The organism is Enhygromyxa salina, assembly GCF_002994615.1.
Lineage (GTDB): Bacteria > Myxococcota_A > Polyangia > Nannocystales > Nannocystaceae > Plesiocystis > Plesiocystis salina_A.
Map to the genome: position 1 here is coordinate 1 of NZ_PVNK01000046.1, position 12,197 is coordinate 12,197.

10 protein-coding genes and 2 CRISPR repeat arrays are annotated in these 12,197 nt (G+C 69.8%); of the genes, 6 read left to right on the forward strand and 4 right to left on the reverse strand.

What is annotated here, in order from left to right; all coding sequences use genetic code 11:
• Positions 1-226: 226 nt before the first annotated feature.
• Positions 227-586: a CRISPR direct-repeat array (repeat unit 25 nt; unit sequence TGACATGACCTTCGGGCAGGGCACC).
• Between the two features lie 94 nt (positions 587-680).
• Positions 681-954: direct repeats of the CRISPR family, unit length 25 nt; unit sequence TGACATGACCTTCGGGCAGGGCACC.
• A gap of 115 nt (positions 955-1,069) precedes the next feature.
• Both ENSA5_RS04470 and ENSA5_RS04475 read left to right on the forward strand, forming a co-directional pair.
• Positions 1,070-1,870: a DUF432 domain-containing protein gene (locus ENSA5_RS04470; protein ID WP_106390306.1), complete on the forward strand. Its 801-nt coding sequence runs from the start codon at positions 1,070-1,072 to the stop codon at positions 1,868-1,870.
• On the forward strand, positions 1,858-2,697 hold the full coding sequence (locus ENSA5_RS04475) for a mechanosensitive ion channel family protein (protein ID WP_106390307.1): 840 nt from the start codon (positions 1,858-1,860) through the stop codon (positions 2,695-2,697). The genes ENSA5_RS04470 and ENSA5_RS04475 overlap by 13 nt, the downstream gene beginning before the upstream one ends.
• Here ENSA5_RS04475 and ENSA5_RS04480 read toward each other — a convergent pair.
• The gene (locus ENSA5_RS04480) at positions 2,681-3,520 is read right to left on the reverse strand and encodes a mechanosensitive ion channel family protein (RefSeq protein WP_106390308.1); all 840 of its coding nucleotides are present in this window, start codon (positions 3,518-3,520) and stop codon (positions 2,681-2,683) included. The genes ENSA5_RS04475 and ENSA5_RS04480 overlap by 17 nt on opposite strands.
• Positions 3,521-3,703: 183 nt before the next feature.
• On the reverse strand, positions 3,704-4,843 hold the full coding sequence (locus ENSA5_RS04485; RefSeq protein WP_106390309.1) for a hypothetical protein: 1,140 nt from the start codon (positions 4,841-4,843) through the stop codon (positions 3,704-3,706).
• 137 nt (positions 4,844-4,980) lie between these two features.
• Between ENSA5_RS04485 and ENSA5_RS04490 the strand changes: the two genes are divergently transcribed.
• Genes ENSA5_RS04490 through ENSA5_RS04500 form a run of 4 tightly spaced genes read left to right on the forward strand, consistent with a single transcriptional unit; the run spans position 4,981 to position 9,897 of the window.
• Positions 4,981-6,900: a hypothetical protein gene (locus ENSA5_RS04490; RefSeq protein ID WP_106390310.1), complete on the forward strand. Its 1,920-nt coding sequence runs from the start codon at positions 4,981-4,983 to the stop codon at positions 6,898-6,900.
• A complete protein-coding gene (locus ENSA5_RS35565; RefSeq protein WP_146155319.1) occupies positions 6,897-8,606 on the forward strand; it encodes a hypothetical protein in 1,710 nt (569 codons plus the stop codon). The genes ENSA5_RS04490 and ENSA5_RS35565 overlap by 4 nt, the downstream gene beginning before the upstream one ends.
• A 48-nt stretch (positions 8,607-8,654) precedes the next feature.
• On the forward strand, positions 8,655-8,813 hold the full coding sequence (locus ENSA5_RS37000; protein ID WP_181197363.1) for a hypothetical protein: 159 nt from the start codon (positions 8,655-8,657) through the stop codon (positions 8,811-8,813).
• Between the two features lie 55 nt (positions 8,814-8,868).
• The gene (locus tag ENSA5_RS04500; RefSeq protein ID WP_146155320.1) at positions 8,869-9,897 is read left to right on the forward strand and encodes a TonB family protein; all 1,029 of its coding nucleotides are present in this window, start codon (positions 8,869-8,871) and stop codon (positions 9,895-9,897) included.
• A gap of 7 nt (positions 9,898-9,904) precedes the next feature.
• Here ENSA5_RS04500 and ENSA5_RS04505 read toward each other — a convergent pair whose 3' ends face one another.
• Both ENSA5_RS04505 and ENSA5_RS04510 read right to left on the reverse strand, forming a co-directional pair.
• Complete coding sequence (locus ENSA5_RS04505; RefSeq protein ID WP_106390313.1) at positions 9,905-10,156, reverse strand: hypothetical protein; 252 nt, start codon at positions 10,154-10,156, stop codon at positions 9,905-9,907.
• Between the two features lie 41 nt (positions 10,157-10,197).
• Positions 10,198-12,138 (reverse strand): methyl-accepting chemotaxis protein, encoded by a 1,941-nt coding sequence (locus ENSA5_RS04510; RefSeq protein WP_146155321.1) that lies wholly within the window; start codon positions 12,136-12,138, stop codon positions 10,198-10,200.
• Positions 12,139-12,197 lie beyond the last annotated feature (59 nt).

Below are 12,197 nucleotides of genomic sequence, written 5' to 3' on the forward strand. Positions count from 1 at the left end.
GGCGAGGGAACGCTGGCTCAGCGGCGAGGAGGGTGTTTTGTTTCCTGGCGGCACGTGGTTGATGTGGCACCGGTACGCGGCGCAATGTGTTTGTAACGCGTAGCTGAGGCAATGTGTGGGGGTGGGGTGGGCGCGTTACCCGCCTGGCGGTGCTGGTTGAGCGGCCGGAAGCGATAGACTACAGGCCAGTCGCCGTGGAAATGTAAGGTCTGAGAGGCTGCGCTTCTGGCATGACCTTCGGGCAGGGCATCGGCCGCGTGACATGACCTTCGGGCAGGGCACCCCCGGGCATGACATGACCTTCGGGCAGGGCACCTGCCGGGCACGCCCCCTCCCGCGGGCAGTGACATGACCTTCGGGCAGGGCACCCGGGCGCGCGGGCAGTGACATGACCTTCGGGCAGGGCACCCGCGCGGGCAGGGCACCCGCCGGGCACAGGCAGTGACATGACCTTCGGGCAGGGCACCTGCCGCCGCGGGCAGGGCACCCCCGGGCACCTGTGACATGACCTTCGGGCAGGGCACCCCCGGGCAGGGCACCCGGGGCACCCGGCGCTTGCGTGACATGACCTTCGGGCAGGGCACCCGTCTGCCTCGCCTGGCGGTGCTGGTTGAGCGGCCGGAAGCGATAGACTACAGGCCAGTCGCCGTGGAAATGTAAGGTCTGAGAGGCTGCGCTTCGGGCATGACCTTCGGGCAGGGCATCGGCCCGCCCCCGGGCAGTGACATGACCTTCGGGCAGGGCACCTGTGACATGACATGACCTTCGGGCAGGGCACCTGCCCCCGCTCCTTCCGGGCAGTGACATGACCTTCGGGCAGGGCACCCCGGGCACCTGACCTTCGGGCAGGGCACCCCGCTGCCCTGCCCGCCCGCGGGCAGTGACATGACCTTCGGGCAGGGCACCGGGGGCACCGGGGGCACCGGGCATGACATGACCTTCGGGCAGGGCACCCGCGGGCATGACATGACCTTCGGGCAGGGCACCTGCCCGCCGCGCGAGGGACAGGTCGACGCAACGCGTCGCCGGGCAGGATCGCCGCCGGACTGCCCCTGTGGTAAACGGCTCCATGCCGCCGCCCCCGTGGATCGGCCACCACCCCCTCGAGATCGACGCCCGCCACGCCTGGACGCTCGGCGCGTTCGAGCTCCTCGCCCACCGACGGGAGCTCGAGTGGCAGCTGGCCGCGCGCTGGGCCGACGATCCGCTCTCGACCGCCCTCGCCACCGGCCCGGCATCGCCCGAGGCCTTCGAGGCCTGCACCTGGTCGATCCGGGCCTCGAACGCCAAGACCATCCCCGCGCTCGAGCTGCGCGCACGGGCTGCCGACCGTCCCGTCATCGCGCGCCCGGACACGACCCTCGTGATCCCACCCCGCGCCCACGCGAGCATTTTTTTGGGTAGCGCAGCGTGGATCGAGCTGCTGCTCGATGAGGCGCTGGTCGCGTCGCTGCCGAGCTGGCGTCTATCGGACACGTGGTTCGGCCGCACGACCTCCGACGGCACGCTGTGCTACGCGAGCCGAACCCGAGCCCGGACCTCGCTGCCCGATGTCCCGGTGCTGCCGGCCAGCTTGCTGACGCGCGCGACGATCTTCAACGGCAGCGAGCGCGCCTTCACCGTCGAGCGCATCGGGATCCCGATGCCCTCGATGAGCGTGTTCGCCGACGACAGCGGGCGCGTGTGGACCGAGGAGATCCGCGTGGATGTCGAGAGCTCCGGCTCGTCGCGCACGCGGGTCGCCGACGCACCCGGAGACGGGGCCGAGCGCTTCGAGCGGATCGCGGAGCCCCGGACGCCGCCTGATGCTGGCGGCCTCGTGCGGGCGTTCAGCGCGCTGATTGGGGGAGATGACCGATGGCGTGGCTAGACACCCTTCGCGGCTACCTCGAAAACGACACCGTCGTGCTCGCGACCCGCGTCGTGCTGACCGTGCTGATCGGGTGGCTGTTCGCTCGGGGGCTCAGCCGCCTCATCGCCAAGTTGGTGGCCAAACACGGCACCGCCCAGCAGGTCCTGGTTGCGAGGCGCGGGGTCTTGTACCTGGTCCTCAGCCTGGTCCTGCTCTCGGTCCTGCGTCAGCTCGGCCTCGACTTCGGGGTCCTGCTCGGCGCGGCCGGCATCTTGACGGTCGCGCTCGGCTTCGCGTCGCAGACCTCGGCGTCCAACGTGATCAGCGGGCTGTTCTTGCTCGGCGAGCAGACCTTCGTGGTTGGTGAGGTCATCCAGGTAGGCGGGACGACCGGCGAGGTCCTGTCGATCGACCTGCTCTCGGTCAAGCTCCGGACCCTCGACAACCTCTACGTGCGCGTACCCAACGAGACCCTGATCAAGTCCGAGATCGTCAACTTGACCCGCTTCCCGATCCGCCGGGTCGAGCTCCTGGTTCCGCTGGCCTACAAAGAGGACATCGGCGTGGTCTCGGAGCTGCTCATCAAGCTCGCCGAGCGCACCCCCGAGGTGTTCGTCGAGCCCAAGCCCGAGGTCCACGTGCAAGAGCTCGCGCAGACCGGGGTCGTGCTGCGCTACCTGGTCTGGACCCGGCGCGAGGGCTGGTACGAGCTCCGGACCAAGATGATGCGGCGCGTGAAGGACGAGTTCGACGCCGCCGGGATCGAGGTGCCTTTTCCGCACCTGTCGTACGTGTCCGTCTCGGACGTCGCGGCCGGCTCTGCCGGGCCTAAGCAGCCTCACTGACGAGGGCGAAGGTCTCGAAGGGCATCTCGACCTCGGCGCTTCGCAGGGCCTCGAACAGGCGCTCGCGCAGCTCAAAGCGCATCGTGACGTGGCTGCGCTCGTCGTCGAGCCACACGCGCAGCTCCATGGTGACGTTGTAGTCGTTGAGCTCGGTGACCGCGACGAGCGGGGCAGGGTCAGCCAGGAAGCGGGCGTCGTCGGCGATGACGCCGATCGCGATCTCGCGCGCGCGGGCGATGTCCTCGGTCACGCTGATCGTGAACGGGACGTCGAGCCGGAGGTTGGGAAAGTTCGTGTAGGACGCGACGACCGAGTTGACGATCTGGCTGTTTGGGATCGCCAGCATCCGACCGTCGACGGTCACGACCCGGGTCGAGCGCATGGTGATGTTCTGGACGCGGCCATACTTGCCGTCGATCTCGACGAGGTCGGAGATCACGAAGGGGCGATCCCAGAAGATGAACAGGCCGGAGATCACGTTCGAGAGCGTGTCGCGGGCGGCGAAGCCGATCGTCAGGCCGACGACGCCGAGGCTGGTCAGGAGCGAGGCCGTGTCGACGCCGAGTTGGGCGAGGGCCGTGACCACGCCGATCGTCAGGATCAGGTAGCGGATGACCGTCTGGATGAAGCTCTGCGCGGTCTCGTCGAGCTCGGACCTGCGCAGGACGGCCCGGGCCCCGCGCTCGAGCAGCTTCCAGACCAGCCAGGCGGTGCCGAGGGTGACGACCGCGACCACGAGGTCGGGGAGCAGCTCGTCGACGAGGTAAGTGGTGATCCGCGTGGGGGAGAACAGGTCCCGGAGACGGTTGAGGATCTCGCTCATGGCAGCACCCTACGTCGACCGGCGAGGCCGGCAACGGGTTGTTGGCGGCGAAAAAGCGGGGTGCCGGCGCCGCGCATGAATCCGCTCGGTCAGGCGGCGAGCGAGCTCATCGCCCAGGGGTCGCCGCGCCAACTCGAACTCAGGTCGTCCCCGCGCGGACCATGGAGTCGCTCGAGCGGCGCGTCACTCGACCGGCGTGAATTCGTCGCAGGCGGTGTCGATCTCGGCGACCGCCGCGTCGAAGAAGGGCGCGTAGTCCGGCGCGCACACGCTCTCGACCTGGCCGTGGGTGAACGACTCGGCGAAGCTGCGCAGCGCGGGGGCGTCGTCGTCGGGCTCGCACTGGCCGCCCATGACCCCGCCGTCGGCGAGGAGGCCGAGCACGACGATCGCCTCTTCGTTGCCGCCCTTGTGGTCGACCAAAAACTGCTTCCAGCTGGCGGGGTCGCCCATCGACTGGTCGACGTCGTCCTCGTCGGAGATCACGACCACGACCAGGACCGCGTCGTCGCGCAAGAAGCCCTCGTTGCACCCGCCGGGATCGCTCTGGCTGCTGATCGCCTCCATCATCGCGTCCATCGGGCGCTCGAGCCCGTCCCCGCCCGCGCCGACGAGCGCGGCGCAGCCGAAGGTGCCCTCGAGATCTTGCTGGCTGTCGAGCATGTAGCGGAGCCCGCCGTCGATGCCGCAGCTCTCGCCCTCTTGACCTTTGTTCTTGCCCGCGCCGATCTCCACGTCGCAGCCGGTCGGGAGCGGAAAATTCTCGCAGGGCTCGCCGTTGCACTCCGCTGGCGGCGGCTGGATCACGACGCCGCCGATCCCGTTGCACGCGCCCTGGCAGCAGGTCGGGTGCGGCTCGCAGGTGACGTCGCCGTTGAAGATGCCGACGCTCGACGAGCCGACCGAGGCCGCGTCGGTGTCGGTGACCATCAGGTGGTAGTCCTGGGCCATCAAGGTGTCGGAGATCGTCGAGATGAAGCCGGGGAACGAGGTCACGAGCGCCATCTGCTCCTCGGTCATCGAGCCCGAGTTGTCGATCACGAACAAGAAGTCGACCTTCTCGCAGCCCTCTTCGCCGCTGCTCTCGTTGCCGTCTGCGCTGCCGCCGAACACGTCGAGCAGCGGGCCGCCGTCGCCGTCGCCGTCGCCGTCGCCCGTGTCCTCGCTGCTGCCCGCGGCGGTCGTGCTCTGGCCCTCGTCGGCCGAGCCCTGGCCGGTCTCGCCGACGGTCGCGGCGGTGGTGTAGCGGTTGGCGTCGGTATTGGTTCCGCACGCGGAAACCAGCGCGATGGCAGACAGTATGACGACTTGAGCGAACTTCATGACCGAGCCTCGAATCCAGCGTGAGGGGGCGATTGTATGGGTTCCCCCGCGCGAGCGCGAACACCGGGCGGAGGTCGAGCCCGGCCCGCGGGCGCCAAGGTCGATCGACACCGCGGTTCATGGCACCTTAGGCGCGAATGCTCGACCTCGCCCGCCACGCCCAGGTCCAATTCAGCCTGGCGCTCCTGGTCCTGCTCGTGTGCCTGGCTGCGCTCGCGTGGCGCAACGTCTTTGGGCGACCGCCGGCCCCCGACCTGGTGATCCCTGCGTGGCTGCGCAGCCTGAGCGTGCCTGAGGTCTGGCGAAGGCGCGGCCGGTCGCTGCTCGATCTCGGCCTCGTGCTGGCGGCGATCGTCCTGGCGCTCGCGTCGATGAGCGCGGCCCGGCTCGACGGCACCGGCCTCGATCGCGCGCGCGTGCTCCACGAGGTCGTCCAGGCCAAGTATCACGGCGAGCTCGGCTGGGATCGGCTCTACGCCTGCGCGTGGGAGGCCGACCACGACGCGGGCACCTCGCTCGGTGGGATCCAGAAGGTCCGCGGGCTGAGCCTGGATCCCGCGCCCGAGCTCGAGCCCACCGTCGAGGCCGAGCGCCAGATCCAGATCGACGGTGATCGCAAGCGCAAGGTCGTGGTCAAGCGTCCGCCGGTCAAGACCGAGCGACCGCCGAGCGACGTCGGCGGCAAGCTGCTGCCGGCCCAGGCCGCCGCGGCCCAGGCCGACTGTCGCGCGCGCTTCGACGAGTCGCGCTGGGCCGCGTTCGGGGCCGACCTCGCCGCCCTCGGTGCGATGGCGCCGACATACGAGGACGGGACCCGCGAGAGCATGGCGCTGGTGTTCGAGGGCTACGGCAGCACCGCGACGCCGGCTCGGCTCGCGCGCCAGCGTCTGGTGTTCTCGCTCGTGCCGATCTCGGCCCGGAGCCTGTTCGTGCTCTCGCTGCTCGGAGGCCTCGTGGCTGTGGCCGCGCTGGTCCTGGTCGAGCGCGCCTACGGTCTGCGGGCCGCGGGCCTGGTCGGGATCGTGTGCTTTGTCGAGTTCGCGGTCAGCCCCGTGGCCGGCGGGGCGACGGTCGCGGGCGCGCTGGTGCTCGCGACGGTGCTCGCGGGCTTCGCCGCGGCCGAGCTCGAGCGCTGGGCGCTGGCTGGCGGGCTCCTGGCCTTCGCCGCCGTCGAGCTGGTGTGGCCAACCTTGCTCATCGCGGCGCTGCTGGCCAAGCTCGGCGTCGATTGGCTCGGGCGCCGGACCGCGCGCGCGGCCCCCGTGCGGACAAACAAGCTCGCTCGCTTCGCGCTCGCGGCCGCTGGCACCGCCGCGGTCTTGCTGCTGCTCAGCGCGACGCTCCCCGGCGGCTTCGCCAACTGGTCGACGTGGGCCGACCGCGTGGCCGTGCACCGCTACGGCGACGGCTCACGCCAGATCGGGCTGCGATGGTTGTTCGTGCCTGACGGCAGCTGGCTCGGAGGCCCGCGCGCGGTCGGGTACCCGGTCAAGGCCCAGCGCCTCGTCGATCGGCACAGCTGGATCCTGCTGTGCGGCGTGCTGCTGCTGGTGCCCTCGCTGTTGGCCGTGCGCCGCCTGCCGCCGCTGGCCTTCGCCGCGATCGCCGGGGTCACCGCGACCTTCGCCCTGTTCTCGACCGACGCCTCGGCCTGGGGGGTGGCGGTGCCGTTGCTGGTGCTCGCGGCCGCGGCGATCGCCAAGCATCACCGCCCGTCGGAGCTGCTCGTCGGGCGCACGACCACGGTCCTGGTCGCCGGGTGCCTGGCGCTGTGCGTGGGCATGCACGGGATCGTGCGCGTCCAGCCCTTCGAGCCGTGGCTGTTCAACATGGTCTACTCGCACCTGCTCACGACGCTGCTGCTCGGGCTCGGCGTCGCGCTGCTGCTGCTGCCCGGGCTGCGCGAGCACGGTGATCTCCCGGGGGCGCCGGCCTCGATCCCGGTCCTGCTCGCGAGCTCGGGTCGCAAGCCCAAGCCCAAGCCCAAGCCGCCGGCCGAGCAAACCACCGAGCAAACCGCCGAGCAAGCCACCGAGCAGCCTGGGGGTGAGTCGTGATCGCGCCGCCCAAGGTCCTCGAAGACCCCGCGCTGCACCAGAAGATCTGGTTTTACCTGACGACGCGGAGCGAGACCAACGACGTCCAGTTCGCGTTCGCGGTCGGGACGATCGCGGTCCTGCTCGCGGCCGTGGCCTGGCGCACGCTCCAGGCCCACCGCCGCGAGACCACGGATCCGGCGACCCCGAGCAAGTGGTTGGCGTGGGGCAACCGAGCCGTCAGCGCGGCGCTGCTGATCGCCGCGCTGTGCTCGGCGACCCAGTACTTCTACGGCTCACGCAACAACAAGACCTGGCTGCACCGCTGGGACCTCTACCACCAGGTCATCGGCGCCAAGTACTTCTCGGAGCTGGGCTACTTTCGGATCTACGAGTGCACCTGGGAGATCGACGCGGACCACTCGCGCCACTTTCGCAAGGTCCCCAAGATGCGCGACATCGAGTCGCTCAAGATCCGCCCGACCGAGGAGGTCGTCGGCGAGCGCGACTGCGCCGAGCTGTTTGACGATGACGCCCGGCGCGAGCAGTTCGCCAAGGACATCGACGACATCCACGAGCTCGGCGGCAAGGGCATGTGGAACAAGCTGTTCACCGACAAGGGCTTCAACGGCACGCCCTTTCACGCGTGGATCTTGTCTCGCCTGACCGCCAACGTCGACATCGTGTGGGACGAGCTGATCTGGCTCGGGCTGCTCGACGTGTTCCTGATGACGGTCGCGTTTGGGTTCGTGGCCTGGGCCTGGGACGTCAAGACCGCGGCGATCGCGGTGCTGTTCTTCTGCGCCAACTTCCCCAACCGCTACATTCACATGGGCGGGTCGATCCTGCGCTTCGACTACATCGCGATGCTGATCATCGCGCTCGCCCTGATGAAGAAAGATCGCTTCGGGATCGCCGGGGTCTGCGTGGCCTGGGCCACGGCCGAGCGGATGTTCCCGGCGGTGTTCGCGGTCGGGCTCGGGTTCAAGGCCGGGGTTGAGCTCCTCGCCACGCGCAAGCTCCGACGCGAGTACCTGTACTTCGGGCTCGGCTTCGTCGGCGGGCTGCTCGTGCTGTTTAGCCTGAGCCTGACCCTCGCCGACAGCGTCGGGGCGGGCGTCGACAACTGGCTCGACTGGTGGTCGAACATGAAGGTCCACACCAAGCACACGCGCGGGTTTCGGGTCGGCTTCAAGCACATGTTCATGATGGACGGCAACGTGACCGACAAGCATCGGTTCATGGGCTGGGCCAAGAAGACCTCGATGCTCGAGTCGCGGGCGCACTTTTACTATCTGACGCTGCTGGTGTTGTTCGCGCCGCTCGTGCTCGCGGTCCGCAAGCTCGACGCGGTGACCTTCGCGGCGCTGTTTTGCGCGGCGGGCTTCTTCACCCTGACGATCGCGACTCGCTACTACTACTCGGTCATGGTCCTGTTCATCCTCGTCGACCGGAAGCTGTTCGAGGATCGCAAGCAGATGTTGCTCGCGGCGCTCTTGTGCCTGACGGCGGCGTGGCTGACGAAGCTGTCGACGGTGACCGCGAGCGTGCCCTTTCACTACAACACGGCCTCGAGCGCGGCCTTCGCTGGGTTCTTCGTGATCCTCGGGGCGCTGCTGTGGATCGATCCCTGGCTGCGGGATCGCCTGGTCGTCGGGCCGCGGGCCGTGGTCGCGCCCGAGCCCGAGCCCGCGCCCGAGCCCGAGCCCGCGCCCGCGCCCGACTGAGCGAAGGAGCGTCGCCGAGCTCGGCCTGTCGGGCGTGGCATGCGATCGATGAGCGCCGCGGGGATCGCAGGTGAGGTCGTGGGTGCGCGGGTCCAGCGCTCGACGGCGCCGTCGGCCACTGCGGCGTGCAGGGCCGACGCGATCGAGGGCTGGCGCGTGCCCAAGGGGCACAGCTACGGTGCGGATCAGGTGCGCTGTGCGCTGTGAGCGCGAGACCCACGCCGCTCTGGTTGGCCCAAAACCACCCTGCTAGCCTCGGCGTGTGCCTCGCTCCTCGCTGCGGCAGTTCAGCTCGGCCCGGCGACGGGAGGGGCTGCCGTGGACGGCGGTGGTGGGCCTGCTCTTCGCCGCGTTGCTGGTCAATGGCGTGAGCCTCTATGGCACCAGCGGCGCGCTCGCGCGGGCGCTCGAGTCGGTCGCGCAAGATGAGCCCAAGGACGAGGTCGTCGAGTTCGATCTCGTCGATCCGCCGCCCGATGACGACACCCGCTTCGTCGATCAGGACCGGGCCAACGAGCGCCGCCCCGAAGATTCCAAGCGCCTCGGCGAGCTCGACTCTGACGTCGAGCGCGAGACCCAGGCTCCCAACCGGCCCGATCGAAGGCCCAGCGAGCCCGCCAAGGACAGCCCGAAGCCCGACGAGACCGAGCCGCCCCAGGGCCAGCGCGAGGGGGGCGAGCGGGGTCAGGAGCGCGGCGAGAACGAGGGCGAGGGCGAGGGCCAAGACCCTGGCGCGGGCGACGACTCGCTCGCCGACGCCGACGACGGTCAGACCGCGAGCGAGGGCGCCGACGCGGGCGCCAAGCAGGGCCAGGCCGATCGCCTCGCCAAGCTCGGCGGCTCGCCCTCGATGCTCAACGACACCTTTGGGCGCCCGGGCAGCGACGAGATCCTGCGCGACGTCGACGAGGGCGTCGAGAGCATGCTCGACAGCAAGCGCCACCTGTTCGCCTCGTTCTTCAACCGCATTCGTGACCGAGTGTCCGATCAATGGCGACCAAACAAGGTCCACAACGCCGTCGATCCGATGCACAAAAAATTCGGCGAGAAGCAGCGCACGACCGTGCTCATGGTCCGGCTCGACGCGAAGGGCCAGATCCTCAAGGTCATCGTCGAGCGCAAGAGCGGGGCCTCGCACCTCGACGACGAGGCCGTCCGCGCGATGAGGGCCGCGGCGCCCTTTCTCAACCCGCCCGAAGGCCTGGTCAACGCGAGCGGCTACATCGACTTCCGCTTTGGCTTCATCCTCGACTTCAACGGCGGCTCGAAGATCTTCCGCTACAAAAATTAGAGCGGGCCTAATGCAATTCGGGGTCGCCGTCGTCGTCGCCGAGTGAGCGGACGAGGTGAAAAGCCGGCGGGGCCGGGGCGGCCTGGGCTTGGTTGTCGATCTCGCGCATGGCCAGGGCCAGGATGTCGCGGAGCTCGCGGGCCACGCCATCCTTGACGCGGATCGTCGTGCCGCCGACCGAGATGTGGACCGCGCCGCAGCTGCAGCGGTCAATGCGGCAGTTCGACGTTCGGGCGATCGTGGTGGACTTGTGTTGCACGCGACCTCGGGGGCTACGCTACCCGCTGACGGCGGAGATGGCTACTGCTCTTCGCTGTCGAGACGAAAGGCCCCCGCTCGCTGCTCGAGCTCGTGGGCTCGGACGCCGAGCTCCTCGGCGGCGCTGCGGGTCTGGGAGATAGCGATCGCCGCGCGCGCCATGAACTCGGCGGTCTCGCTGACGACCTCCCGGGCCTGCTCGGTCGCGGCGCGCTGCCGCTCGGTGACCGTGGCGATCCTGCGCGCCGTCGCGGCCGTGCCGTCGGCGAGCTTGCGGCTCTGTTCGGTCGCCATGGTCGTGCTCGCGCCCGAGGCGGTGATGTCGGCGACGAGCCCACGGACGTCAGCGACGTTGCCCATGACCCGCTCGGCGAGGCGGCGCATCTCGGCGGCGACGAGCGCGAAGCCCCGCCCGGCCTCGCCGGCCCGGGTCGCCTCGAGCGAGCCGTTGAGCGCGAGCAGATCGCTGCGGTCGGCGACCTCGCGGATGACCTCGAGCAGCGTGCCGATCCGATCGCTGTGGGCGGTCAGCTCGGCGATCTTGGCGCTCATCGTGTCGGTGTTGGCCAGGCTCTGCTCGGCGTTGTCGAGCACGCTCCCGGCCGAGGCGGTGATGTCGGCGGCCGACGCCGACAGCGAGCTCATCGAGTCGCGGACCTCGAGCATCCGCGACAGCTGCGCGTGGATCGCCTGCTCTTGCTCGCGCGTGGACGCCTGGATCTTGGACGCCGCGCTCGCCAGATCGGTCACGGCCTCGCGGAGGTTGGCGACCATGTCGCGGAGGTGGACGACCATGGTGTGGAGGACCTCGGCCAGCTCGCCGCGACCTTCGATGTTGGCTGACAGGTCGCCGCCAGCGACGATCTGGGCCCCGCGCACGAGCTCCTCGAGCGAGTCGACGACCTCGTTGAAGCTCCGGGTCAGGGTGCCGATCTCGTCGGCCTGGATCAGGGGCACGTGGGCGATCTGGCCGACATCGCCGACCTCGACGAGGCGCCGCGTCGCGTCTTCGAGTCGACGCAGCGGGCCCATCAGCGAGCGGCCGAGGAACCACGCGCACATCGGGGCCCAGATCGCGATGCCGGCCATGAACACGAGCAGCTCGAGGCCGTAGCTGAGGTTCGTGCGCTCGATCGAGGCTGCGCTCAGGGCGAAGCGGCCGTCGCCGATCGGCGCGGCCACGCTCACGCGATGTTTGCGACGATCAATCGTGACCTGGTTGGCGCTCGGGTTGGCGCCTGGCTCGACGTCGAGCCGCACGACCTTGGCGGACTTGGGCGAGAGGCCCGCGGCGACGCGGGCCGCGTCGGACTCACTGACCTGCGTCAGGCTGTCTACGGTCCGCTCGCGGTCGCGCGAGGTGTTGGTCGACCAGCCGGCCGCGCCAAACCAAAACGCTGGACCCAGGGTCAGGGCGAGGGCGAGGCCGCCGAGTCGCGGGGCCATCGAGCTTGGTGTGCGCGAGCCCGCGAGCCCGCGCGCGTCGAGGGCCTCGGCCACGGCGATGCGCTCGTTCTCGATGAGCAGGGTCAGGACCGGGTAGCAAAAGACGAGGTAGCCGCAGGCGATCGTCATGCACAAGAGCGAGAGGGCGACGAGCTCGGCGCTGCCGAGGGGCATGGTCTCGGGCAGCGCGAACCAGCCGTAGGCGGTCGCAAGCACGTAGGCCGAGACCGTGCTCAGGACGCAGCCGGCCGTGAAGCTCCGGGGCGCCCGCTCGAGCGCTTCGCTGGCCGCGAGCAGCGGCTGGTCGTCGCCCCGGTCGAGCGCGGCGCGCCACAGATCCGCGGGCCGCAGGAGCCAGCGCAGGAGCGCCGTCGTGCTGATCCAGCGCAGCAGCGTCACGACGGCGGCGGGGCCCAGCGCGACTCCCCAGTCGACCGCGATCACGTGGGCCCACGCGAAGGGGAGGAGCAAGAGGTAGCCCAGGTCGAGCAGGTTGAAGCGGATCAGGATCCGCGTGGAGACGTCTACGTCGCGCATCGTGCGGTCCGAGCCCACGGCCGAGCAGAGTAACGCGAAGGTTGGCGTGGTCGAGCGGT